The sequence below is a fragment of the Pseudomonas sp. Root562 genome (assembly GCF_001427125.1).
Classification (GTDB): domain Bacteria; phylum Pseudomonadota; class Gammaproteobacteria; order Pseudomonadales; family Pseudomonadaceae; genus Aquipseudomonas.
The window spans coordinates 1-23,444 of record NZ_LMGK01000023.1; the positions used below are offsets into that span (position 1 = coordinate 1).

The window sequence follows — 23,444 nt, forward strand, 5'->3', positions numbered from 1 at the left end:
GAGTAACTTGTGATGCTGATAATCTGTTGACTAGCAGYCTGACTCCACAAGCACCCACACGAATTGCTTGATTCAGTTGTTAAAGAGCGGTTGGTTAAGMGCTTTCGTCTCAACCGAGGCGCGCATTCTACAGCAGCCTCATTTGCTGTCAAGTGGTTATTTTCAGAAGTCTTCAAGGAATCCTTAACAACTTCAACCACTTGCGCTGTCGATCTCTCRTCAGCGGGAGGCGAATTCTACAGCGTTACACGCTGCTGTCAACACCTCTTTTTCAACTTCCTTCTGGCTTCGATGACCTGAAGCAACTTGCTGCCGAAAACTGCGTAACTCATTGTTTACCAAGGAGTTTTCCGTTTCGACTGCGCCGGAAGTGGGGCGAATTATAGACACCTGAGATCTGCCGTCAACCACTATTTACGCCTTTTTGGCAGAAGAGGCCTTTTTTGTCATTAATCGTGGGATTCGGCGTGCCACCGGCGGTAGGCGCAGCACTAGCAGCAACACACCTATAACGGCATAGATCGCCCACTCCTTCAGATCGGCACGCACGATCCACAGCATATGCAGCAATCCAAGCCCCAGAATCACATACACCAGACGATGCAACTTCTTCCAACGAACACCCAACCTTCTTTGACTGTATCGATTGGACGTCACAGCCAGTGCCAGCAAACACAGAAAACCTAGCGCACCAACAATGATGTAAGGACGCTTGTGCAACTCGACGCCCAATTGCGACCAGTCAAACCCCAGAATAAATGCCAAATAGGCGCTCAAGTGCAGTACGACATAACAGAAGCACCAAAGCCCCAGCTGACGCCGGACAGCAATCCACCCCGCCCAACCTGTGAGTTTCTGCAGTGGCATCATACTTAATGTAATAAGCAAGAGGACAAGCGTTCCCAATCCCAACCGGTCGACCAGCACTTTGCCAGGGTCTGGCCCCAACACATCCTCCCAAGCCTGATACAACCAGAGCAGGGGCCACACCATCGCCGCAATGAAAACGCCAATACGCCAAAGCGGATATCGCATCAGTAATTCTTCCGCAGATCGAGCCCTGTATATAGAGAAGCAACTTCGTCCGCATAGCCGTTGAACATTTGCGTGTCCCGCACATTCGGCTTGAACAGACCACTTGGCAAGCGTCGCTCACGCGCCTGCGTCCAGCGTGGGTGGTCAACCGCAGGATTCACGTTCGCATAGAAACCATATTCGTCCGAGGCAATACTCTGCCAAGTGGTTTTGGGCTGCTCGCTCACCAGACTGATGCGCACGATGGACTTGATGCTTTTGAACCCGTACTTCCACGGCACTACCAAACGCAGCGGCGCTCCGTTCTGGTTCGGCAATTCGCGCCCGTACATCCCCACCGCCAGTATCGCCAAAGGATTCATCGCCTCATCCAGTCGAAGTCCTTCCACATAAGGCCAGTCAATCAAGGCAAAACCAGAGCGCTGCCCCGGCATGCTCTTGGGATCCTGCAGAGTTTCAAAGCGAATGAACCTGGCCTTTGACGTTGGCTCGACCTGGCTGAGCAAAGCCGATATCGGGAAGCCTATCCAGGGAATCACCATGGACCACGCCTCAACGCAGCGAAGTCGGTAAATGCGCTCCTCCAACTGATAAGGCTTCATGAAGTCTTCCAGCGCATACCGTCCCGGCTTGCCCACCTCCCCGTCCACGACCACCGTCCACGGTTCAGTTTTCAGCGTGCCGGCATTGGCAGCCGGATCGCCCTTGTCGGCACCGAACTCATAAAAGTTGTTGTAATGGGTCGCATCCTTGAAGGGGGTTATTGCCTCATCCCTGACATTGACCGCCCCCCACTTGGTCGAAGGAAGCTTTTCGCTGAACCAGGAAGGCGCCTTGCCAGGCTCCACATCCGGATAACGCGCCGCCTCATCAGCCACTGCCCATTGAGGCAGAGCGCCCACAGCCAATCCGGCAGCAGCAGCGCCCAACACAGTGCGTCGAGAAAGATAAATAGATTCAGGCGTGACGTCCGATTCATGGCAATCGGACGCTTTGGGGATTTTGATCAGCATGGCTACTCCGCAGCATTGGAGAACAGATGCACCAACAGTCTGCGGAGTATGAGGGAAATTACATCACTCGACGCTTTTGCGCCGACGAAGATGTAACAAGTACTGCACCGGTCCGGAAGCCGCATAGGCGAGGAACACCAGCAGCAGAATGCGCGGAGGATCACTGAACACGACTGCGAACACCAGCACGACAGCGAGGATAGCCACGAAAGGTACGCGTCCTTTCAGGTCCAGCTCCTTGAAGCTGTTGTACTTGATGTTGCTGACCATCAGCATGCCCGCCGCTGCCACCATCAACGCCACCAGGAAGGACATCTTGGAGCCCTGAATGCCGTAATCGCTGAACGCCCAAACGATACCCGCCACGACTCCGGCGGCAGCCGGGCTGGCCAGACCGATGAAATAGCGCTTGTCGGCGGTGCCGACCTGAGTGTTGAAGCGCGCCAGACGCAACGCAGCGCCCGCTACATATATGAAGGCGACCATCCAGCCAACCTTGCCCATGTCGCCCAGCGCCCAACCAAATGCCAGCAATGCCGGCGCCACACCGAAAGCGACCATGTCCGACAGCGAGTCGTACTCGGCACCGAACGCACTCTGGGTGTTGGTCATGCGGGCAACACGACCATCCAGGCCGTCAAGCACCATGGCGACAAAGATCGCGATGGCAGCGAAAGCGAAGTACTTGCTTGCGCTGACCGAGTCGCCGGCGCTCAAGGCGGCCTGCGCGCTCATCGAGTTGATGATGGAATAGAAACCTGCGAACAGGTTCGCAGTGGTAAACAGATTCGGCAAAAGATAGATACCACGATGCCGGACTTTACGGCCTTCAGCGTCGTGCCCTTCTTCGATATGTTCATCGATGGGCAGCAGGCTTTCGGCGTCAGAGGCCTGGTTTGGCTCTTCGGGACGTTCGCTCATGGACAATACCTTGCAACGGGGTGGAAAGTTTCGACAGGTGTCTGCGACAGCGGTTCGCATCGCAAACGATGCAGCTTTATACCAGAACCGGCGATCCAAACGAAAAAACGCGGCCTAAGCCGCGTTTTTCGTACAAGTGTCAGACTTAGTTTTTGGCTTTGTCGACGATCTTGTTGGCACCGATCCACGGCATCATGGAGCGCAGTTGCTCGCCGATGATCTCGATACCGTGAGCGGCGTTGTTACGACGCTTGGCGGTCATCGAAGGATAGCCGGTAGCGCCTTCGCTGATGAACATCTTGGCGTATTCGCCGTCCTGAATGCGTTTCAGGGCATTGCGCATGGCCTGACGGGATTCGGCGTTGATGACTTCCGGGCCAGTCACGTACTCGCCGTATTCGGCGTTGTTGGAGATCGAGTAGTTCATGTTGGCGATACCGCCTTCGTACATGAGGTCAACGATCAGCTTCAGTTCGTGCAAGCATTCGAAGTAGGCCATTTCCGGCGCGTAGCCAGCTTCAACCAGGGTTTCGAAACCGGCTTTAACCAGTTCAACGGTACCGCCGCACAGAACGGCTTGCTCGCCGAACAGGTCGGTTTCAGTCTCGTCCTTGAAGGTGGTTTCGATGATGCCGGTACGACCGCCACCAACGCCAGCGGCGTAGGACAGTGCAACGTTTTTGGCGTTGCCCGAAGCATCCTGGTAGATAGCGATCAGGTCAGGGATACCGCCGCCTTTCACGAATTCGGAACGTACGGTGTGACCTGGAGCCTTCGGCGCGATCATGATCACGTCGAGGTCAGCGCGTGGCACTACCTGGTTGTAGTGGATCGCGAAACCGTGGGAGAAGGCCAGGGTAGCGCCCTTCTTGATGTTCGGTTCGATTTCGTTCTTGTACAGGGAGGACTGGAACTCGTCCGGGGTCAGGATCATGACCAGGTCGGCAGCTGCAACAGCGGAAGCAACGTCAGTCACTTTCAGGCCATGAGCTTCAGCCTTGGCAACGGTGGCCGAACCTTTACGCAGGCCAACGGTAACGTCAACGCCGGAGTCTTTCAGGTTGCACGCCTGAGCGTGGCCTTGGGAACCGTAACCGATGATGGCAACTTTCTTGCCCTGGATGATCGACAGGTCGCAGTCTTTATCGTAGAAAACTTTCATGAATTTCCCCTATATCAGGCCGTTCAGGCCATTCGCTAATTTGGTTTAGATGCTGAGTACTTTGTCGCCGCGGGCAATACCGGTGACGCCACTGCGGACGGTCTCCAGAATCGAGGCGGTGCCAATGGACTGAATGAAGCTGTCGAGCTTGTCGCTGGTACCGGTCAATTGAACGGTATACACGCTGGCACTGACATCGACGATCTGTCCACGATAAATATCGGTGGTGCGTTTGATCTCGGCGCGCTGGGCACCGGTAGCCTTGACCTTGACCAGCATCAGCTCACGCTCGATGTGCGCGCTTTCCGACAGGTCGACCAGTTTGACTACTTCGATCAGTTTGTTGAGGTTCTTGGTGATCTGCTCAATGACCTCATCGTGACCGACAGTGGTCAACGTCAGACGCGACAGGGTCGGGTCTTCGGTTGGTGCCACGGTCAGGCTTTCGATGTTGTAGTTGCGCTGCGAGAACAGACCAACCACACGAGACAAAGCGCCCGGTTCGTTTTCCAGAAGCAAGGAAATAATGTGCCGCATGATTAGGTACGCTCCGTCTTGCTCAGCCACATATCGCGCATGGAGCCGTCTTTGATCTGCATCGGATAGACGTGCTCGCTGGTGTCGACCGAAATATCGATCACTACCAGGCGATCCTTCATGGCAAACGCTTCTTCCATCTTCGACTTCAAATCTTTCGAATCGGTGATGCGCACGCCAATGTGACCATAAGCCTCTGCCAGCTTGACGAAATCAGGCAGCGATTCCATGTAGGAGTGAGAGTGGCGGCTGCCATAGCTCATGTCCTGCCACTGGCGAACCATGCCCAGTACACCGTTGTTCAGGATGACGATCTTTACCGGCAAACCGTATTGCAGGCAGGTCGACAACTCCTGAATGTTCATCTGGATGCTGCCCTCGCCCGTTACGCAGGCGACGTCATCATCCGGAAAGCTCAACTTGATGCCCATGGCCGCCGGAAAACCGAAGCCCATGGTGCCCAGGCCGCCGGAGTTGATCCAGCGGTTCGGCTTGTTGAACTTGTAGTACTGCGCCGCGAACATCTGATGCTGACCCACGTCAGAAGCAACAAAGGCATTGCCCTTGGTCACTTCGCAAAGGGTCTCGATCACGGCCTGCGGCTTGATGACGCTGCCGTCACCCTTGTCATAAGGGAACAGGCCACGATCACCGCGCCACTCGTCGATCTGCTTCCACCAGCTGGCAACGGACTCCTTGTTCGGGGTCTCGCCGATTTCCTTGAGGATCGCGACCATTTCGGTCAGGACGCTCTCGACCGGGCCAACGATTGGCACATCGGCCTTGATGGTCTTGGAAATCGAAGCCGGGTCGATGTCGATGTGAATGATCTTGGCATTCGGGCAGAACTTGGAGGCGCCGTTGATCACGCGGTCGTCAAACCGTGCGCCGACAGCCAGGATGACGTCAGCGTGGTGCATCGCCAGGTTGGCGGTGTAGCTGCCGTGCATGCCCAGCATGCCGATGAACTGACGATCCGTACCGGGGAAACCGCCCAGGCCCATCAGGGTATTGGTCACTGGCAGGTTAAGCATTTTCGCCAGCTCGGTCAGCGGCGCGGAGCCACCACCGAGAATCACGCCACCGCCCGAGTACAACACAGGACGCTTGGCCGCCAGGAGCATTTCTGCTGCCTTGCGGATTTGCCCGGAGTGACCGCGAACGGCCGGGCTGTAGGAGCGCAACTTGGCTTTTTTCGGGAAGACGTATTCGAACTTCTCGGCCGGGTTGGTCATGTCTTTCGGGATATCGACAACGACCGGACCAGGACGACCGGATTGCGCCAGGTAGAAAGCTTTCTTCATGACTTCCGGGATTTCCGACGCATGCTTGATCATGAAGCTGTGCTTCACGATCGGCCGGGAAATACCGATCATGTCGGTTTCCTGGAAGGCGTCGGTACCGACCATGGTGCTCGGCACCTGGCCGGAAATAACCACCATCGGAATGGAGTCCATGTAGGCGGTGGCAATACCGGTGATGGCGTTTGTAGCGCCAGGACCGGACGTCACCAGTACCACACCGGCTTTACCGGTGGCACGGGCGTAGCCGTCAGCCATATGGGTAGCCGCTTGCTCGTGACGAACCAGGATGTGGGTCACTTCCGGTTCTTTGAACAGGGCATCGTAGACATGAAGAAGAGCACCACCCGGGTACCCGTAGATATATTTGACGCCTTCGTCACGCAAGAAGCGGACGAGCATCTCACCGCCAGATAAAAGCTCCACGTTGCTCACCTCTAAAACGCCAGAATACCGCCCACGAAAAATGGGACGGGTCTTAATAGGTTTACTTCTCTGCAGAGCATGAGCGACGGTGGTCGCCGACTACGTCAGCACTGACTGAGCAAGTATTGGGATCGTCCCAAGTGTTGCGGGCTTCTCCCACCCAGCGCGAGGTAACGCGTTGCGGGTGTAACAGGTCGGCGCGGATGTGCGCCTCATGATCTGCTGAGAGGGTCTGCTTCTGGCAGTCCCTGTACAGCGGACTTTGGATTCTTCTGTTTCGCCCTTCGCAAGTCAAGCCGTCTATGTGCTTTATTCTAGTAACCGCATGAGAACGCAAGAAAAAACCTATAAATCCCATGTGTGTTAGCTTCAATTGCGCAACTTTTGACTAGGAATTGGCATGCGTACGCACTTCTTCATCGCCGGCCTGTTGGTCGTCCTCAGCCCGGCGGCCATGGCCGCGCAGATTTACAAATGGGTCGACACCCAAGGCGTTACCCATTTCGATGGCCAGCCGCCCCCAGGCCTGCCAGCCACGACCATTGTCACCCCCGCTTCATCGCCGGGCAAACCACCCATCCCCGCCAACGGCGGCGCCATCGGCAATCAACAGGCCATCGACAACAGCGTCAAGAAGCAGGTTGCCGAGCAGCAGGAACAGTTGAAAGTGTTTTGTGAGCAGGCGCGAACGAATCTTGCGCAGTTGCAGAACAATCCGCGACTCAGGGAGGAAGTGGAAGGACAGTTGCGCCGTCTGGACGATGCACAGCGGCAAGAGCGCATCGGCGAAACGCAGAAACAGATCGCGGACAACTGCCAGTGAACGCCTGCAGGAGCCGAGTTTGGTCCGGCTCCTGCAATGGGCGGTGGGGTCAGCGGGCCGCGGTGATCAGTTGATCAAACTCTTTGAGCAGCACTTGCAACTGGCGATCCCGGCCCTGGACATTGCGTCCAGCGAAGACCATTTCGGCCATTTCCTGAATCCCTGAAGCATTCGGCAACGGCAGGTCCTGCTCGAGGATCGCTTTCATGCGCGGCAGGAAAATCCACTGCAGCCATTGTTCGAAGTCCAGCGTATCGACCGAAAAGGGTTCCACGCTGGAAAGCGCTTCGGCGGATGGCCGAGCGTCGTCCCACCACCCTTGTATCCGCAGCTCTCGCTCGATCAGCAGTAACTGATCGGCGATCTGGAGAAAACGTGCGTCCATTACGACGTAACCTTGGCTTTCTGACGGGCCAGTGCCGCACCCGAGGAATCACCCTGTTTCTCGCGAGCCTGAGCGATCAGCTCCCAGAGGCTGGCTTGAAGAGCCGGACGGCCATTGGCGAAGGTCAGGCCACGACGGGCGAATTGCTCGGCTTGCGCGGCATCACCTTGGGCCATGCGCACTTGCGCCAGTCGATAAAGCACTTGAGGCTCACGCGGGGCTACTCGTTGGGCGCGCTCCAGGCTCGAGGACGCACCGTTCAGGTCGCCGCCAGCCTGTTGTTGCTGAGCAGTGGTCAGCAGCGCAAGGACCGGGCCGTCCAATTGCTCGTCGGCGGACAGGCCACCGGAACTCGCCGACGGAATTCCGCTCGGCGTCGACGGCATGCTGTAGCTGCCCTGATTGACCGGCGCAGATTGAACCGGCGATGTATCAATCGGCCCTGGCGTGATCGGCCCAGGAGTAATCGGTGTGGTGCTGATCGGTGTCGACGTCGTTGCGCCCCCGCCCGGGATCATCACAACCACACCGGTATCGCCTTGTGGAATCGCCTGTGTTTGCGATTGCACGGGACGCTTCACCGTCGTCTGGCGATAACCACCGTTCGCGGAAACGCGCTCGCTGTTGGAAACCGCGGTACCGGAATCCACAACCGGAATCGAACCACGCTGCACTGAAGAACAACCGCTGAGCAAAGCCACGGCGGTAACCGCTGGAATCAACCACTTGTTCACTTGAAACCCTCTTTGCTTAATTCATCCAGCCCTTGACCCAATCCATCACCGTCTCTGCAGGGTTTTCACCCCCACAAGCGGCACCGGGAGGCGGTTCGCTGCCGCGAATATACGGCATCTGCACGGCACCTGGGCAACCGGCATCGGAGCCTTGTCCGGTTCGCGAATCAACCCAGGCCTGAACGATATTGTCCGGCTGCGGCATGTCCAGGGGAAGTGGGTCTGCCTTACGCATGAAGCTGGTCCAGACCTGCAATGCGCCAGTAGCGCCGGTGAATGGCGTCTTGCCATTGTCATCGCGCCCCAACCAGACCACCGCCAGCAAGTCCTGACTGAAGCCAGCGAACCAACTGTCTCGGGAGTCGTTACTGGTCCCCGTCTTGCCCGCCAGGGTCAAGGTTTTCGGTAACACGTTGTAAACCGAACTGCCGGTGCCTTCCCGCATGACCCGCTGCATGGCGCTCTGGATCAGATAAATCGAAGCCGGGTCGAAACGCTGTTGAATCTGGAAAGGGTAACGCTTGAGCGGCTCCCCCTCCGCCGTCAGCACGCTGCGAATCCCGCGCATCGGCGTATTGAAGCCACCGTTGGCGAGTGTCTGATACATGGTCGCGACTTCAATCGGCGTCATGCCGCCAGCGCCCAGCAACATCGAAGGGAAGGCCGGAAATTCGCGGCTTACGCCCAGACGCCCCAAAGTCTTGAGGACATTGGGCACACCCACCGCCAGACCGAGACGCGCAGTCGACAGATTGTAGGAATGCGCCAGACCTTGATAAAGGAAGACCGTGCCGTGAGAACGACGATCATAGTTTTGCGGCTTCCAGACCTGGCCATCCGCCCCTTTGACCGAAAAGTATTCGTCCGACAACCAACTGGTCAATGTGTACTGGCTGGGTTTCTCAAGCGCGGTCAGATACACCGCTGGCTTGATCAACGAGCCGATAGGTCGCACAGCATCCAGTGCCCGGTTGAAACCGGCAAAACTGGCCTGGCGACTGCCAATCATGGCCTGGACCTCACCGGTTTCCGGATTGGTCACGACCATGGCCGCCTCGACGTCGTCAGATCCTTTGCGCCCGGAAAGACGCTTGAAGGTGTCGTTGACCGACGCTTCGGCCTTCATCTGCAGGATCGGGTCAAAACTGGTGAAGATGCGCAGGCCTTCTTCGGTCAAGTCTTCGTCGCGATAGTCTTCACGCAGTTGACGCTTGACCAGATCAAGGAAGCCAGGGAACGAGCTGTCCGCCAGCTTGCCTCGCGTTGTCACGCCCAACGGCATTTTTTTCGCGGCGGCGACTTGCTCGGCACTGGCAACACCTTGTTGTTCAAGCACGTCCAGCACCAGATTGCGCCGCTCGAGTGCCCGCTCAGGATTGCGACGCGGGTTGTAATAGGAAGGCCCCTTGACCATGCCTACCAGCATCGCGACTTGATGCAGCTTCAGTTCGGACAATGGCTGCCCGAAGAAAAACTGGCTGGCCAGACCGAAACCGTGCACAGCGCGCTGACCGTCTTGACCGACGAACACTTCATTGAGGTAGGCCTCAAGAATTTCCCGTTTGTCGTAATGCAACTCGAGCAACATCGCCATCATGGCTTCGGTGAGTTTACGACTCAGGCTGCGTTCGCTGGTCAGGTAGAAATTCTTGACCAGTTGTTGCGTGAGCGTACTGCCGCCCTGAGTCATCTTGCCGCCAGAAGTGTTGACGTAGACAGCTCGCGCAATCGACTTGGGCGACACGCCCCAATGGCTATAGAAATCCCGATCTTCCACCGCGACCAGGGTTTCCAGCAAATAGGGCGGGACTTGATCGATTTTGATCAGAATGCGGTCTTCGAGGTTCTTCGGATAAATCCCGCCGATCAGCAGCGGCTCCAGGCGCACTACCGAAAGCTTCGAACCGTTCGTCGCCGAGAGTTCGGCCACATAGTCGCCGGAGAAACGCACACGCACCGGCTGCGCCTGTTCCATGCCTTCATAAAACTGGAAACCACGGGTATTCAAATCAACAGTATTACCGTTGACCGCCGCAGCGCCGGGGCCATTGCTCACACTTTCACGGCGATAGCCCAAAGCATCGAGCTCGGTAAGAAAGTCGTCGCGACTCAGCTTTTGTCCGACGAACAGCTCGAGCGGGCGCGCGTATACCTTCGCCGGAATGGTCCAGCGCTTGCCGGAAAACTTCTCCTGCACGACGGCATCGAGGTAAACCGCGAATCCGGCCAGCACTACCAGGCCGACCAGACTGAGTTTAAGGGCCCAGCCCAGCCAAGGCCGCAAGCCTCGGGAAGGTGGTTTTTTAGGGGTACGGGGGGATCGGGTACGAGTCATGGCGGCGGATTATACGCACTTTATTCGTCCCCAACAGGAGCCCTCCGAGTTTGCGTTAGGCTGGCTAGCCGCCATAATAGCGACCTGAAATTTTTCCAGACTCTGAAGGATCGCCTGTGAGCCAGTCCCTGATCGCCGCCCTGCAAAACCCGGCCCTCTACCCGCACTCCGTAGACGGGTTCCAGCTCATCGAAACCCACATTTCCTGGGTACTGCTGACTGGCGACTTTGCATATAAAGTGAAGAAACCGATGAATTTCGGTTTCCTCGACTTCACGACCCTCGAAGCCCGCAAGCATTTCTGTGGCGAAGAGCTGCGCTTGAACCAGCGCCTGACTGACGATCTTTATCTTGAAGTATTGCCGATTACCGGCAGTGCCGAAGCACCTCAATTGGGCGGGGATGGCCCGGCCATCGAATACGTGCTGAAAATGCGCCAGTTCCCCCAGACCGGCTTGCTCAGCACCCTGCAAGCCAACGGCGAACTGACTACCGCACACATCGATGAGATGGCAGCCCAGATTGCTCGCTTCCACCTCAACGCACCGAAAGTCCCGGCGGAACATGAAGCCGGCACCCCCGACAGCGTGATGGCCCCCGTGCGCCAGAACTTCGAACAAATCCTGCCGTTCATCAGCGACAAGGCTGACCTTCAACAACTCGACGCCCTGCAAGCCTGGGCCGAAAGCAGCTTCGAACGCCTCAAGCCACTGCTCGTGCAACGCAAGGCAGATGGCTTCATCCGCGAATGCCATGGTGACATCCATTTGGGTAACGCCACGGTGATCGACGGCAAGGTCGTGATCTTCGACTGCATCGAGTTCAACGAGCCCTTCCGCTTCACCGATGTTTACGCCGACAGCGCTTTCCTGGCGATGGACCTGGAAGACCGCGGCCTTAAATGCCTGGCACGGCGTTTCATCAGCCAGTACCTGGAACTGACTGGCGATTATCAGGGCCTGGAACTGCTGAACTTCTATAAAGCCTACCGTGCGCTGGTGCGCGCCAAGGTCGCACTGTTCAGCATGCCGGCCGATGCCACGCCGGTGCAACGTGCCACCAGCCTGCGCCAGTACCGCAATTACGCCAACCTGGCGGAAAGCTACAGCACCATTCCTTCCCGTTTCATGGCCATCACCCACGGCGTCTCCGCAGTAGGCAAAAGCCATGTGGCCATGCGTTTGGTGGAAGCACTGGGCGCCATTCGCCTGCGCTCCGACGTAGAACGCAAACGCCTGTTTGGTGAACAGACGATGGCGAACGATCTGCAGGCAGGCATCTACAGTAGCGAAGCCAGTACCGCCACGTACCAGCGCCTGCATGAAATTGCCGCGGTGATTCTGCACGCCGGTTTCCCGGTGGTGGTTGATGCGACCTACCTAAAGCACGATCAACGTGACAGTGCAGCAAAGGTGGCAGAAGCGACTGGCGCACCGTTCCTGATTCTGGATTGCAATGCCCCTCAAGCTGTCATCGAAAGCTGGCTGCAACAACGTCAGGCCGAGAAATCGGATCCATCCGACGCGACATTGGCCGTTATCGAGGCTCAACAAGCCAGTCGCGAAGCCCTCACGCCAGCGGAAATTCTCTGCAGCAAACGCGTCCAGACCAATGAAAGCGGGACGCTTGACACCGTGGTAGAGCAGATTCGCCAACGCCTTCCGGGGCTGTAAAAAGTATTTCGGTCGTGAAGCCCTCTGCGGCTTCACGGCTGTCAAATAGTGGCACTATACTGGCGTCATAAAACCAACAGGTGATGCGACATGAGCCAGCCGAAACTTCTCGACACCCCGCTGTATGCCTTGCTGCACAAGGACGACATCACAGGATTCAATAACGAACGACCAAAGGAAGGACCGATCGACATGGTCGGAGGTGATTTCCGAGGCCTGGACCTGCGCGAACTCAATGCTGATGGTATCGACTTCACCGATGCCTATTTTCGATCCGCCGATTTGCGTGGCATCGATTTTCGCAAGGCTTCGCTTGAAGGCGCGAGCCTGGCCCATGCACAGATTTCCGGCGCCTACTTTCCAGCGGAACTCAGCGCTGACGAAATTCTGATGTCGATGAACTTCGGTACCCGATTGCGTTATCGCACACGCTGAATCCCGTGCGTAAATTGACAAGTCCAGCGCCCCCGCCTTGCGCTGGACTTCAGGTGTATTTCCTCTGATTTCCAGCTGTTCCCCGCTGCTTCCTGCCCGTTTCGCGGATTTTATCCGCGTGCTTTTTCAACGACGCTTAGAAGCTTTTGCGTCGAAAACGACCAAACGATAACGCTTTTCCTGCTGATGGCTACACTCCTCAGAAGCTTGCCCACGCACCATTCGGCCATCGCAAGGAGGCTTGATGAATGATGAACTGCAACACCTGAAAAATCTTGGCAAGACGTCGGCGCAGTGGCTGCATGCCGTGGGCATCCACAGTGCCTCTGACTTGCGTCGCCTCGGGGCGGTGGATGCTTATCGGGCCGTGCGCACGCGCGGCTTCAGGGCTTCCAAGGTGTTGTTGTATGCAATAGAAGGCGCCCTGATGGATGTGCACTGGAATGACATTCCTGCCGAACGCAAAGAAGCCCTGAACAAACAATTGGAGGCTATTTCTTCACGCCACAAGAGCTGAATGACGGCTGTCGCTTCCCTTGGAATCAAGCCAATGAAAAATTAACTCATCAAAACGATCGACCAAAGCCCGCTATTTCAATGACTTACATCGAAAGCTCATCAACAGGCTGGAAAACGGGTAATCAGATGTTGACTCGCTAATGAGAATCGCTATGATTATCACAACTGGTCGCGAGACTGGTCGATTTTCTGAATAGCCCTTGGTTCGGACTCTCAGATTATCTCCTCATCAGGCTAATCACGGTTATTTGACCCGGCTCTTGCCGGGTCTTTTTTTGCCTTGGAAAAGTCACACGACTTAATGAATGTCTGTTTCGGGATAGAACTCGTCGGCGAGCTTTTTCAGGACCTCAGGTAAACGTGGCCCCAATCCACCTACGAGCAAGGTTGGATCGAGCTCGATGACCCGCCCATCCCTGGCGGCACGAGTGGATGCCAGAATCGGGTTTTCCTTGAACAACGCGGCCCGCGCCGCATTGCCACTCAATGCCCTGTCGGCAAACACCAGGACATCGGGATCCAGACTCACCAGCGACTCGCTGGAAAAAGGTTTGTATCCGGTATGGGTCGCCAGATTGTGGCCGCCGGCCCGTTGCAGCAGCCAATCGGCAGCGGTGTCCTTGCCGGCAATCAGCGGTTTGCCACCTGCATGACCGAGCAACATCAGAACACCGGGCGATGGTTTCGTCAGCTGTGCACGGGTCACCCGGACTTTCTGTTGCTCAAGGGCCTGTTGATAAGTGGCCAGCAATTGACTAGCCCGGTCTTCCGCGCCGAGTAACTTGCCCAAACGCTGGAGGTTATTCTGCAGCGTGGAGAGGTCCGGTTGCGCCGAGAATAATTCGACCTGCACACCCGCACTGCGTACCTGCGACAGCACCGGCGGCGGCCCCATTTCCTCTGTGCCGACCAATATCTGCGGGCGCAAACTCAAGATGCCCTCCGCCGAAAGCTGGCGTTGATAGCCGATACTGGGCAGTGCCTTGAGGGTTTCAGGATGTTGACTGGTGGTATCGACCCCCACCAATTTCGCCTCGCCACCCAATGCAATCACCCACTCGGACAGCGCTCCCCCCGCACTCACCCAGCGTTGCGGTAACTCGCCGGCAGTCGCGTGATAGCAAACGAAGAATCCGACGCAGAGTGCAGCAACACGGGTAGTCAGACGCATGAAGAGCTTCCTTTTAGGGTTTCCCGGGCACTGAATCGACAAGCCAAGTATCCTGCGCATCTGGCAGCCGCTAGGCCGGCTAGTCAGTCATTTGATAATCACTCGCATTTTTACGTCAAGATACACATCCGATCACCATTGCGGGACCTGAGGACCAACATGAAACTTCTGTGTGCCGGCGTTGAGCTGGCCGATGCCAGTAGCCGCGGCTTCGAGATCGATGGCCAGAAACTCTTTGCCGTGCGCCGGGGCGGCCAGGTTTATGTGTACATCAATCGCTGCCCGCACCGGGGCGTGGGCCTGGAGTGGACGCCTGACCAGTTTCTCGACCCCAGCAACAGCTTGATCCAGTGCGCCACCCACGGCGCGCTGTTCTTGATCGAGGATGGCGAATGTGTGTCCGGCCCTTGCGCGGGCCAATCGCTGACCCGCGTTACCTGCCGTGAGGATAGCCAAGGGATCTGGGTCAGCCTTTAATCGCCCAACAGCACCTCCAGCCGTCGATCCACCACCATTTCTTCATGGGTCAGGCTCACGCCATAAGCCAGGACTTCAACACCACAAGCCACAGCCTCACGTAACGCCGTCGCGTAGACCGGGTCGATTTCTTGTGCCGGGCGCACGGCGTCGATCCCGGTCAGGTTGACACAATACAGTTGCACCGCACGAATCCCGTCTCGAGCCAAGTGGGCAAGCTCCCGAAGGTGTTTGGCCCCACGCTGGGTCACGGCATCAGGGAACGCGGCAATGGCGATGCCGCCGAAACCCAGGGTGACGCTTTTCACCTCTACATAGGCCGGCCCTTCGGGGTAGTCGAGACGGAAATCGATCCGGCTCTTTTCCTGACCATAGGCCACTTCGCGCTTGAGCTCGGTAAAACCGTTCAGTTCCGTGATGACACCCGCCCGCAGCGCTTCTTCGATCAAGCCATTGGCCCGACCGGTATTCACGCAAAAATGCCTCCCATGTGGCGTCTCACCAATTTCCCAGGTACCTGGCAATTTGCGTTTGGGGTCATTGGAGCGGCTGAACCAGACTTGCCCGCCTTCGACCTGACAATTGAGCATCGAGCCGGTGTTTGGGCAATGAATAGTCAGCAACTCGCCGCTAACGGTCTCGATATCGGCAAGAAAACGCTTGTAACGACGTATCAGCCGACCTTCTTCGAGAGGAGGATGAAAGCGCATCAGCCTTGCCAACTCCGCAGACCACGAGCGATCCGATCCACCGCTTCCTCCAGGCGATCCAGACTTTGGGTATAAGCAAACCGCACATGGTGCCCCGCCTGATAGCGACCGAAATCCAGCCCAGGGGTAAACGCTACGTGTTCGGTTTCGAGGAAATGGCGGCAGAACGCGAAGGCATCACCGCCGAACTTGCTGATATCAGCGTACAAATAGAAGGCACCTTCCGGCTCGACGGCAATCCCGAAGCCTAACTCACGCAGCGCTGGCAACAGGAAATCCCGACGCCGCCCGAATTCGGCACGACGCTCTTCGAGAATGCTGATGGTCGCCGGCTCGAAGCAGGCCAATGCGGCGTGTTGAGCCATGCTTGGGGCGCTGATGTACAGGTTCTGCGCAAGCTTCTCCAACTCGCCGACCGCGGCTTCTGGCGCGACCAGCCAACCCAGGCGCCAGCCGGTCATGCCGAAATACTTCGAAAAACTATTAAGCACGAAGGCACTGTCGTCGACTTCCAGCACACTGGCGGCATCGGTGCCATAGGTCAGGCCATGGTAGATCTCGTCCACCACCAGGTGACCATGGCGCTCCTTGATCGCGCGAGACAGCCCGGCCAGCTCATCGCGGGTCAGTATTGTCCCGGTCGGATTGGCCGGTGACGCAACCAGCGCGCCGACGCTGTCATGATCCCAATGCCGCTCGATCAAGCCGGGCGTCAATTGATAACGCACATCCGGGCCGACCGGCACCAATTGCGCCGCGCCTTCGACCAATCGCAAAAAGTGTCGGTTGCACGGGTATCCCGGGTCTGCCAGCAGCCAATGCTTGCCCGGATCGACCAGCAAGGCACTGGCCAGCAACAGGGCACCGGAACCCCCGGGCGTTATGAGAATGCGGCGCGGGTCGATGTTCAACCCGTAACGCTGTTGATAAAAGCCCGAAATGGCCTCACGCAGTTCAGGAATGCCACGGGCCGCGGTGTAACGGGTCCGGCCTGCCTCCAGCGCGGCTTGCCCCGCACGAATGATCGGCTCGGCGGTAGTGAAGTCCGGCTCGCCGATTTCCAGGTGGATGACATCGTGGCCGGCGGCCTGCAATTCATTGGCCCGTGCGAGCAACGCCATGACATGAAAAGGTTCGATCGCGCGACTGCGAGCACTGTAGGACTGAGCCATTGGCCTTCCTTCAACGAAGAAAAGAATCGATTCTACCCAAGCGCAGGAACGAGCGAGAACCTAAAGCGGTCAGAGGCGTTATGGCCCAGACCCAAAACGACTCAAGCGAGCGCCCAAGGTTTGACTAAAATCAATATTTGAGCAGCGCTCCAGACCCACCAGACAGCGCTTTGCCAGCATTTGCAAGCGCCACAGGCCGCGGGCTCGACATCCGGGAGTAGCGCGGTCTGATTTGATCTGGTAAGTTCGCCCGCTTGCAGCCGCAGGGCCGGCAGGTGTCGGTGATGGAGCAATCCTGCGCAGATGGATTACAAGAGTAGAGGCGGTCTATTTCATGTCCACCCAAGCAAAGCAACAGGCAGTCCCGTCGATCAGCGGCTTCGAACCCTATAAAGAAGTTCCGGGCGAGGAGTACATGGGCAAGCCCATGCGCGCTCATTTCACCAAGGTCCTGAACAAGTGGAAACAGGACTTGATGCAGGAAGTCGACCGTACGGTTGATCACATGAAGGACGAAGCAGCCAACTTCCCGGACCCGGCAGACCGTGCCAGCCAGGAAGAAGAGTTCGCCCTCGAACTGCGAGCCCGCGATCGTGAGCGCAAGTTGATCAAAAAGATCGACAAGACGCTGCAACTGATCGAAGACGAAGAGTATGGCTGGTGCGAGTCGTGCGGCGTTGAAATCGGCGTCAAGCGCCTGGAAGCCCGCCCTACGGCCGACATGTGCGTTGACTGCAAGACCCTGGCGGAAATCAAGGAAAAGCAAGTCGGCAAATAATGGCGACTTGAATGAAAAACGGAGCGTGCGAACGCTCCGTTTTTGTTTCCGATATTTGCCGATACCTGTTACGCCTTCGGAATCGCCTTCGCGAGCAAGCTTCGCTCCTACAGAGACTGGCGATATCTCCTGTAGGAGCGAAGCTTGCTCGCGAAGGCCGCTCGAGCCATGCTCAAAACGATTGGACAGCCCGACATCGCTTTATGACCACCATCACCTCCCCCACCTACATCGGGCGCTTCGCCCCCACGCCAAGCGGCCATTTGCATTTTGGTTCGCTGGTCGCGGCACTGGCTTCTTACCTGGATGCGCGTGCGGTGGGTGGCCGTTGGCTGATGCGCATGGAAGACCTGGACCCGCCCCGAGAAGAGCCCGGTGCCCAGGCCGCCATACTCAGGGCGCTGGAAAGTTACGGTTTCGAGTGGGATGGCGAACTGGTTCGCCAGAGCGAGCGTCACGACGCCTACGCTGAAGTGCTCAATCGCCTGTTCAACATCGGTCTGGCCTACGCCTGTACGTGCTCGCGCAAACAATTGGAGCCGTATCACGGCATTTACCCGGGTTTGTGCCGCAACGCCGGGCATGGCACTGAAGATGCCGCCATCCGGATTCGCGTCCCTGAACTGGATTACCACTTCATCGACCGCGTACAAGGCGAGTTCCACCAACACCTGGGCCGGGACGTCGGTGATTTCGTCATTCGCCGCCGCGACGGACTCTACGCCTATCAATTGGCGGTGGTGCTGGACGATGCCTGGCAAGGCATTACCGACATCGTGCGTGGCGCCGACCTGCTCGACTCCACGCCGCGCCAGCTTTACTTGCAGGAACTGCTTGGCTTGCGCCAACCGCGGTACTTGCACATCCCGCTGATTACCCAGCCCGACGGCAACAAACTGGGCAAGTCCTACCGTTCGCCACCGCTGACGGAAGACCAGGCCACACCTTTGTTGCTGCGAGCCTTGCGCGCACTAGGGCAAAACCCCGGCGCCGAACTGGTTCATGGCACACCACGGGAAGTGCTCGACTGGGGCATCGCCCACTGGGACGCCTCGCTGATCCCGCGCACACTGAGCCTTCCCGAGGCACAACTACAGTGATCATGCTTGCAGTGGCACGCCCATCCGTTACCATCGCCGCACGTTTTCGGGCACGCGGATAAAAAAGAGAGGCCGGGATGTACATCTATCGCTTGGTCCTGCTCCTGGTAGTGGGGATTTATCTGTTTTCCCCGGCCATCATGGATTGGTGGATCGACGCCACGGGCGCCTGGTATCGCCCTTATCTGCTTTGGCTGATCCTGATCGTCGTGACCTTCATCCTGCAGAGCCAAAAAGATGCCGATGAGCTTTAGCCTGACCCAGATGATCCTGATCAGCGCCGCGTACCTGGCGGTGCTGTTCGGCGTAGCCTGGATCAGCGAACGGGGCATGATCCCGCGGGCGATCATTCGCCATCCGCTCACCTACACCCTGTCGCTGGGCGTCTACGCCAGTGCCTGGGCGTTTTACGGCACGGTCGGCCTGGCCTATCAATACGGCTACGGCTTCCTGTCCAGCTATCTCGGTGTTTCCGGCGCATTTCTGCTGGCGCCGGTGTTGCTGTATCCGATCCTGAAAATTACCCGTACTTATCAGCTGTCGTCCCTGGCGGACCTGTTTGCCTTCCGCTTTCGCAGCACCTGGGCTGGTGCGCTCACCACGATTTTCATGCTGGTCGGCGTGTTGCCGCTGCTGGCGTTGCAGATTCAGGCGGTGGCGGACTCCATCGGCATCCTCACCCGCGAGCCGGTGCAGCATCGCGTGGCCCTGAGTTTCTGTGCGCTGATCACGCTGTTCACGATTTTCTTCGGCTCCCGACACATCGCCACCCGTGAGAAACATGAAGGGCTGGTGTTTGCGATTGCCTTCGAATCGGTGATCAAGCTGATTGCACTCGGTGGCGTCGGCCTGTATGCGCTGTACGGCGTATTCGATGGCCCGCAGCAACTCGAGCTTTGGCTGCTGCAAAACCAGACCGCTCTCGCCGCGCTTCACACGCCGCTGCAGGAAGGCCCGTGGCGAACCTTGCTGCTGGTGTTCTTCGCCTCCGCCATCGTGATGCCGCACATGTATCACATGACCTTTACCGAAAACCTCAACCCGCGCTCATTGGTGAGTGCAAGCTGGGGCTTGCCGCTGTTCCTGCTGTTGATGAGCCTGGCAGTACCGTTGATTCTCTGGGCCGGCCTGAAACTCGGCGCCACCACCAACCCGGAATATTTCACCCTGGGCATTGGTATTGCCGCCAATAGCAAGGCGTTGGCGTTGCTGGCCTATATCGGCGGATTGTCCGCCGCCAGCGGCCTGATCATTGTCACTACGCTGGCGTTGTCGGGGATGGCGCTCAACCATCTGGTGCTGCCGCTCTATCAGCCGCCAGCCGAGGGCAACATCTACCGCTGGCTGAAGTGGACCCGCCGCGCCCTGATCGTCGCGATCATCATGGCCGGTTACGGCTTCTATCTGCTGCTGGGTGCCGAACAGGATCTGGCCAATCTCGGCATCGTCGCGTTCGTTGCCACCTTGCAGTTCCTGCCCGGCGTACTCTCGGTCCTGTACTGGCCGACCGCCAACCGCCGCGGCTTCATCGCCGGTTTGCTGGCGGGGATTCTGGTGTGGCTGGTGACCATGCTGTTGCCGTTGGTCGGCAATCTGCAAGGCTTCTACATTCCGCTGTTGAACATGATCTACGTACTGGACGACACCAGTTGGCACATGGCCGCAATCGCCTCGCTGGCCGCCAACGTGTTGATGTTCACCCTGATCTCGCTGTTCACCAACGCCAGCACCGAAGAAGCCAGCGCCGCCGAAGCTTGCGCCGTGGACAACGTGCGTCGCCCGCAACGCCGCGAACTGCATGCCGCCTCGCCACAGGAGTTCGCCACGCAACTGGCCAAACCGTTGGGCGCCAAAGCGGCACAGAAGGAAGTCGAACAGGCCCTGCGCGACCTCTATCTGCCCTTCGACGAGCGTCGACCTTACGCCTTGCGCCGCTTGCGTGACCGCATCGAGGCCAACCTCTCCGGTCTGATGGGGCCGAGCGTGGCCCAGGACATGGTCGAGACGTTCCTGCCTTACAAGGCGGGTGGCGAAAACTATGTCACCGAAGACATTCACTTCATCGAAAGCCGCCTCGAGGATTACCACTCGCGCCTGACCGGCCTGGCGGCTGAACTCGATGCCCTGCGCCGCTATCACCGCCAGACCCTGCAGGAGTTGCCGATGGGCGTCTGCTCGCTGGCCAAGGATCAGGAAATCCTCATGTGGAACAAAGCCATGGAGGAGCTGACCGGTATCGCCGCGCAGCGCGTGGTCGGTTCGCGCCTGAGTACGATCGCCGCCCCATGGAAAGAACTGCTGCAAGGCTTCATCAACGTCCCCGACGAGCATTTGCACAAGCAGCACTTGGCCCTCGACGGCCAGACGCGCTGGCTCAACCTGCACAAAGCGGCGATCGACGAGCCGCTCGCGCCAGGCAACAGCGGCTTGGTGCTGCTGGTGGAAGACCTGACCGAAACCCAGATGCTCGAAGACAAACTGGTGCACTCCGAACGCCTGGCCAGCATCGGTCGACTGGCCGCCGGGGTAGCCCACGAAATCGGCAACCCGATCACCGGAATTGCTTGCCTGGCGCAAAACCTGCGCGAGGAGCGCGAAGAGGATGGCGAGCTCAAAGAAATCAGCGGGCAGATCCTCGAACAGACCAAACGTGTGTCGCGCATCGTGCAATCGCTGATGAGTTTCGCCCATGCAGGCAGCCACCAGCACAGCGACGAGCCCGTTTGTCTGGCGGAGGTCGCCCAGGACGCAATCGGTTTGCTGGCGCTGAACCGACGTAATTTCGAAGTGCAGTTCTACAACCTGTGCGACCCCGATCACTGGGTCGAAGGCGACCCGCAGCGGCTGGCGCAGGTATTGATCAATCTGCTTTCAAACGCCCGCGATGCCTCGCCTCCCGGCAGCGCAGTGCGGGTCAAGAGCGAAGCCGGCGAACACACGGTCGACCTGATCGTGGAAGACGAAGGCAGCGGTATCCCCTCGAGCATCATGGACCGATTGTTCGAACCCTTCTTCACCACCAAGGACCCGGGTGAAGGTACCGGTCTGGGCCTTGCACTGGTCTATTCCATCGTTGAAGAGCATTATGGACAAATCACCATCGACAGCCCGGCTGATGTTCAGAGCCAGCGCGGCACCCGTATACGGGTGACATTGCCGCGTCATGTCGAAGCGACGTCCGCTGTGAACTGAGACCGTCGAGAGTATCGAATCAATGCCGCACATTTTGATCGTCGAAGACGAAACAATTATCCGCTCCGCCTTGCGCCGCCTGCTGGAACGTAACCAGTATCAGGTCAGCGAAGCCGGTTCAGTGCAGGAAGCACAAGAACGCTTCACCATTCCCACGTTCGACCTGATCGTCAGTGACCTGCGTCTTCCGGGCGCCCCGGGCACCGAGCTGATCAAACTCGGCCAGGGCACTCCGGTGCTGATCATGACCAGTTACGCCAGCCTGCGCTCGGCGGTGGATTCGATGAAAATGGGCGCGGTGGATTACATCGCCAAGCCTTTCGATCACGACGAAATGCTCCAGGCCGTCGCGCGCATCCTGCGCGACCGCCAATCGTTGCAGACCAGCGGTGAACCGGTTGTCGGCAAAACCAGTAATGGCGCAGCCAAATCCGGCCCGGACAACAGCAACGGTGAAATCGGCATCATTGGCTCGTGCCCGCCGATGCAAGATCTGTATGGCAAGATCCGCAAAGTCGCACCGACCGATTCCAATGTCCTGATCCAGGGCGAATCCGGCACGGGTAAAGAATTGGTGGCGCGCGCCTTGCACAACCTCTCCAAGCGCGCCAAGGCACCGATGATCTCGGTGAACTGTGCGGCGATTCCGGAAAGCCTGATCGAGTCCGAATTGTTCGGCCACGAAAAAGGTGCGTTCACCGGCGCCAGCGCCGGGCGTGCAGGCCTGGTGGAAGCCGCTGATGGCGGTACGCTGTTCCTCGATGAAATCGGCGAGTTGCCACTGGAAGCCCAGGCTCGACTGCTGCGCGTGTTGCAGGAAGGCGAGATTCGCCGGGTCGGCTCGGTTCAGTCGCAGAAAGTCGATGTGCGCTTGATTGCCGCGACCCACCGCGACCTCAAGAGCCTGGCCAAGATCGGCCAGTTCCGTGAAGACTTGTACTACCGCCTGCACGTGATTGCGCTGAAATTGCCCGCCTTGCGCGAGCGAGGTGCCGACGTCAACGAAATCGCCAATGCCTTCCTGGCGCGGCAGAGCGCACGGATCAATCGTACCGACCTGAAATTCGCCCCGGACGCGGAGCAAGCCATTCGTCATTACTCATGGCCAGGCAACGTGCGTGAGCTGGAGAACGCCGTCGAGCGCGCGGTCATTCTTTGCGAGAGCCCGGAAATCTCCGCCGAGCTGCTGGGCATCGATATCGAACTCGGTGATCTGGAAGACGACGAGTTCATCGGCCTGCCCCCGCAACAGGGCAGCGCCAGCACCGGTAACAACAATCACGAGCCGACCGAAGATTTGTCCCTGGAGGATTATTTCCAGCATTTCGTACTCGAGCACCAGGACCACATGACCGAAACCGAACTGGCCCGCAAACTCGGGGTCAGCCGCAAGTGCCTGTGGGAACGCCGTCAGCGCCTGGGCATTCCACGGCGCAAAACCGGGGTGGCCAGCGAGAGCTGAACCGCAGCTACCTCATGTGCGGGTAACAGGTGACTTTGTGAAAAAACTGTTACCTCAGTTTTTTTCACGTAACAGAAGCCGGG

At 58.0% G+C, this 23,444-nt stretch carries 22 protein-coding genes; 10 read left to right on the forward strand and 12 right to left on the reverse strand.

Annotated features, from left to right (window positions below; translation table 11 throughout):
• Window positions 1-414: 414 nt before the first annotated feature.
• The 6 genes from msrQ to ASD60_RS19595 form a co-directional block, all read right to left on the reverse strand.
• Window positions 415-1,035 carry a protein-methionine-sulfoxide reductase heme-binding subunit MsrQ gene (gene msrQ / locus ASD60_RS19570; protein WP_056855605.1) on the reverse strand — a complete coding sequence of 207 codons (621 nt, stop codon included), beginning with the start codon at window positions 1,033-1,035 and terminating at the stop codon, window positions 415-417.
• On the reverse strand, window positions 1,035-2,048 hold the full coding sequence (msrP, locus tag ASD60_RS19575) for a protein-methionine-sulfoxide reductase catalytic subunit MsrP (RefSeq protein ID WP_056855606.1): 1,014 nt from the start codon (window positions 2,046-2,048) through the stop codon (window positions 1,035-1,037). The genes msrQ and msrP overlap by 1 nt, the downstream gene beginning before the upstream one ends.
• 63 nt (window positions 2,049-2,111) lie before the next feature.
• Entirely contained in the window at window positions 2,112-2,969 is an 858-nt protein-coding gene (gene pssA / locus ASD60_RS19580; protein ID WP_056855607.1) for a CDP-diacylglycerol--serine O-phosphatidyltransferase, read from the reverse strand.
• 145 nt (window positions 2,970-3,114) lie between these two features.
• Window positions 3,115-4,131 carry a ketol-acid reductoisomerase gene (ilvC, locus tag ASD60_RS19585; RefSeq protein WP_003228216.1) on the reverse strand — a complete coding sequence of 339 codons (1,017 nt, stop codon included), beginning with the start codon at window positions 4,129-4,131 and terminating at the stop codon, window positions 3,115-3,117.
• Window positions 4,132-4,176: 45 nt separating this feature from the next.
• A complete protein-coding gene (ilvN, locus tag ASD60_RS19590; protein ID WP_003176102.1) occupies window positions 4,177-4,668 on the reverse strand; it encodes an acetolactate synthase small subunit in 492 nt (163 codons plus the stop codon).
• 2 nt (window positions 4,669-4,670) lie between these two features.
• Complete coding sequence (locus tag ASD60_RS19595) at window positions 4,671-6,395, reverse strand: acetolactate synthase 3 large subunit (RefSeq protein WP_056855891.1); 1,725 nt, start codon at window positions 6,393-6,395, stop codon at window positions 4,671-4,673.
• 400 nt (window positions 6,396-6,795) lie between these two features.
• Here ASD60_RS19595 and ASD60_RS19600 point away from each other — a divergent pair, with 400 nt between their 5' ends.
• The gene (locus ASD60_RS19600; RefSeq protein ID WP_056855608.1) at window positions 6,796-7,218 is read left to right on the forward strand and encodes a DUF4124 domain-containing protein; all 423 of its coding nucleotides are present in this window, start codon (window positions 6,796-6,798) and stop codon (window positions 7,216-7,218) included.
• Between the two features lie 49 nt (window positions 7,219-7,267).
• Here ASD60_RS19600 and ASD60_RS19605 read toward each other — a convergent pair whose 3' ends face one another.
• The 3 genes from ASD60_RS19605 to mrcB are packed head-to-tail and all read right to left on the reverse strand — an operon-like array spanning window position 7,268 to window position 10,672.
• Window positions 7,268-7,603 (reverse strand): YqcC family protein, encoded by a 336-nt coding sequence (locus ASD60_RS19605; protein WP_056855609.1) that lies wholly within the window; start codon window positions 7,601-7,603, stop codon window positions 7,268-7,270.
• Window positions 7,603-8,337, reverse strand: coding sequence for a hypothetical protein (locus ASD60_RS19610; RefSeq protein ID WP_056855610.1), 735 nt, complete (start codon window positions 8,335-8,337; stop codon window positions 7,603-7,605). Before ASD60_RS19610 ends, ASD60_RS19605 begins: the two co-directional genes overlap by 1 nt.
• 16 nt (window positions 8,338-8,353) lie before the next feature.
• Window positions 8,354-10,672 (reverse strand): penicillin-binding protein 1B, encoded by a 2,319-nt coding sequence (gene mrcB / locus ASD60_RS19615; RefSeq protein WP_056855611.1) that lies wholly within the window; start codon window positions 10,670-10,672, stop codon window positions 8,354-8,356.
• Window positions 10,673-10,788: 116 nt separating this feature from the next.
• On the opposite strand from mrcB, the gene ASD60_RS19620 reads away from it, so the two are divergent.
• From ASD60_RS19620 to ASD60_RS19630, 3 genes are all read left to right on the forward strand, one after another.
• Window positions 10,789-12,345 carry a bifunctional aminoglycoside phosphotransferase/ATP-binding protein gene (locus ASD60_RS19620; RefSeq protein ID WP_056855612.1) on the forward strand — a complete coding sequence of 519 codons (1,557 nt, stop codon included), beginning with the start codon at window positions 10,789-10,791 and terminating at the stop codon, window positions 12,343-12,345.
• A 90-nt stretch (window positions 12,346-12,435) separates the two neighbouring features.
• Window positions 12,436-12,780 carry a pentapeptide repeat-containing protein gene (locus tag ASD60_RS19625; protein WP_056855613.1) on the forward strand — a complete coding sequence of 115 codons (345 nt, stop codon included), beginning with the start codon at window positions 12,436-12,438 and terminating at the stop codon, window positions 12,778-12,780.
• 244 nt (window positions 12,781-13,024) lie between these two features.
• Entirely contained in the window at window positions 13,025-13,297 is a 273-nt protein-coding gene (locus tag ASD60_RS19630; protein ID WP_056855614.1) for a TfoX/Sxy family protein, read from the forward strand.
• Between the two features lie 300 nt (window positions 13,298-13,597).
• Here ASD60_RS19630 and ASD60_RS19635 read toward each other — a convergent pair whose 3' ends face one another.
• On the reverse strand, window positions 13,598-14,470 hold the full coding sequence (locus ASD60_RS19635) for a heme/hemin ABC transporter substrate-binding protein (RefSeq protein ID WP_056855615.1): 873 nt from the start codon (window positions 14,468-14,470) through the stop codon (window positions 13,598-13,600).
• Between the two features lie 159 nt (window positions 14,471-14,629).
• Here ASD60_RS19635 and ASD60_RS19640 point away from each other — a divergent pair, with 159 nt between their 5' ends.
• The gene (locus ASD60_RS19640) at window positions 14,630-14,947 is read left to right on the forward strand and encodes a Rieske (2Fe-2S) protein (protein WP_056855616.1); all 318 of its coding nucleotides are present in this window, start codon (window positions 14,630-14,632) and stop codon (window positions 14,945-14,947) included.
• Here the strand turns inward: ASD60_RS19640 and sfsA are convergent.
• Together sfsA and ASD60_RS19650 are read right to left on the reverse strand one after the other, a co-directional pair.
• Window positions 14,944-15,657: a DNA/RNA nuclease SfsA gene (sfsA, locus tag ASD60_RS19645; RefSeq protein WP_056855617.1), complete on the reverse strand. Its 714-nt coding sequence runs from the start codon at window positions 15,655-15,657 to the stop codon at window positions 14,944-14,946. The genes ASD60_RS19640 and sfsA overlap by 4 nt on opposite strands.
• A complete protein-coding gene (locus tag ASD60_RS19650; protein WP_056855618.1) occupies window positions 15,657-16,829 on the reverse strand; it encodes a pyridoxal phosphate-dependent aminotransferase in 1,173 nt (390 codons plus the stop codon). The genes sfsA and ASD60_RS19650 overlap by 1 nt, the downstream gene beginning before the upstream one ends.
• A gap of 334 nt (window positions 16,830-17,163) precedes the next feature.
• Here ASD60_RS19650 and dksA point away from each other — a divergent pair, with 334 nt between their 5' ends.
• The 5 genes from dksA (at window position 17,164) to ASD60_RS19675 (ending at window position 23,361) form a co-directional block, all read left to right on the forward strand.
• Window positions 17,164-17,607 carry an RNA polymerase-binding protein DksA gene (gene dksA / locus ASD60_RS19655; RefSeq protein ID WP_056855619.1) on the forward strand — a complete coding sequence of 148 codons (444 nt, stop codon included), beginning with the start codon at window positions 17,164-17,166 and terminating at the stop codon, window positions 17,605-17,607.
• A gap of 203 nt (window positions 17,608-17,810) precedes the next feature.
• A complete protein-coding gene (gluQRS, locus tag ASD60_RS19660) occupies window positions 17,811-18,707 on the forward strand; it encodes a tRNA glutamyl-Q(34) synthetase GluQRS (protein WP_056855620.1) in 897 nt (298 codons plus the stop codon).
• Window positions 18,708-18,784: 77 nt separating this feature from the next.
• The gene (locus tag ASD60_RS28930) at window positions 18,785-18,961 is read left to right on the forward strand and encodes a hypothetical protein (RefSeq protein WP_003176118.1); all 177 of its coding nucleotides are present in this window, start codon (window positions 18,785-18,787) and stop codon (window positions 18,959-18,961) included.
• The gene (locus ASD60_RS19670) at window positions 18,945-21,899 is read left to right on the forward strand and encodes a sensor histidine kinase (RefSeq protein ID WP_162250581.1); all 2,955 of its coding nucleotides are present in this window, start codon (window positions 18,945-18,947) and stop codon (window positions 21,897-21,899) included. Before ASD60_RS28930 ends, ASD60_RS19670 begins: the two co-directional genes overlap by 17 nt.
• A 22-nt stretch (window positions 21,900-21,921) precedes the next feature.
• Window positions 21,922-23,361: a sigma-54-dependent transcriptional regulator gene (locus ASD60_RS19675; RefSeq protein ID WP_056855622.1), complete on the forward strand. Its 1,440-nt coding sequence runs from the start codon at window positions 21,922-21,924 to the stop codon at window positions 23,359-23,361.
• Window positions 23,362-23,444 lie beyond the last annotated feature (83 nt).

Excerpts from the sequence above, each read along its gene's own strand:
- ASD60_RS19625 (WP_056855613.1), top strand. The coding sequence starts at position 12,436 with ATGAGCCAGCCGAAACTTCTCGACACCCCGCTGTATGCCTTGCTGCAC.
- mrcB (WP_056855611.1), bottom strand. The coding sequence starts at position 10,672 with ATGACTCGTACCCGATCCCCCCGTACCCCTAAAAAACCACCTTCCCGA.
- ilvC (WP_003228216.1), bottom strand. The coding sequence starts at position 4,131 with ATGAAAGTTTTCTACGATAAAGACTGCGACCTGTCGATCATCCAGGGC.
- ASD60_RS19650 (WP_056855618.1), bottom strand. The coding sequence starts at position 16,829 with ATGGCTCAGTCCTACAGTGCTCGCAGTCGCGCGATCGAACCTTTTCAT.
- ASD60_RS19630 (WP_056855614.1), top strand. The coding sequence starts at position 13,025 with ATGAATGATGAACTGCAACACCTGAAAAATCTTGGCAAGACGTCGGCG.
- ASD60_RS28930 (WP_003176118.1), top strand. The coding sequence starts at position 18,785 with ATGTACATCTATCGCTTGGTCCTGCTCCTGGTAGTGGGGATTTATCTG.
- msrP (WP_056855606.1), bottom strand. The coding sequence starts at position 2,048 with ATGCTGATCAAAATCCCCAAAGCGTCCGATTGCCATGAATCGGACGTC.
- msrQ (WP_056855605.1), bottom strand. The coding sequence starts at position 1,035 with ATGCGATATCCGCTTTGGCGTATTGGCGTTTTCATTGCGGCGATGGTG.
- ASD60_RS19640 (WP_056855616.1), top strand. The coding sequence starts at position 14,630 with ATGAAACTTCTGTGTGCCGGCGTTGAGCTGGCCGATGCCAGTAGCCGC.
- ilvN (WP_003176102.1), bottom strand. The coding sequence starts at position 4,668 with ATGCGGCACATTATTTCCTTGCTTCTGGAAAACGAACCGGGCGCTTTG.
- dksA (WP_056855619.1), top strand. The coding sequence starts at position 17,164 with ATGTCCACCCAAGCAAAGCAACAGGCAGTCCCGTCGATCAGCGGCTTC.
- ASD60_RS19600 (WP_056855608.1), top strand. The coding sequence starts at position 6,796 with ATGCGTACGCACTTCTTCATCGCCGGCCTGTTGGTCGTCCTCAGCCCG.
- ASD60_RS19605 (WP_056855609.1), bottom strand. The coding sequence starts at position 7,603 with ATGGACGCACGTTTTCTCCAGATCGCCGATCAGTTACTGCTGATCGAG.
- ASD60_RS19670 (WP_162250581.1), top strand. The coding sequence starts at position 18,945 with ATGCCGATGAGCTTTAGCCTGACCCAGATGATCCTGATCAGCGCCGCG.
- ASD60_RS19675 (WP_056855622.1), top strand. The coding sequence starts at position 21,922 with ATGCCGCACATTTTGATCGTCGAAGACGAAACAATTATCCGCTCCGCC.
- sfsA (WP_056855617.1), bottom strand. The coding sequence starts at position 15,657 with ATGCGCTTTCATCCTCCTCTCGAAGAAGGTCGGCTGATACGTCGTTAC.
- gluQRS (WP_056855620.1), top strand. The coding sequence starts at position 17,811 with ATGACCACCATCACCTCCCCCACCTACATCGGGCGCTTCGCCCCCACG.
- ASD60_RS19635 (WP_056855615.1), bottom strand. The coding sequence starts at position 14,470 with ATGCGTCTGACTACCCGTGTTGCTGCACTCTGCGTCGGATTCTTCGTT.
- pssA (WP_056855607.1), bottom strand. The coding sequence starts at position 2,969 with ATGAGCGAACGTCCCGAAGAGCCAAACCAGGCCTCTGACGCCGAAAGC.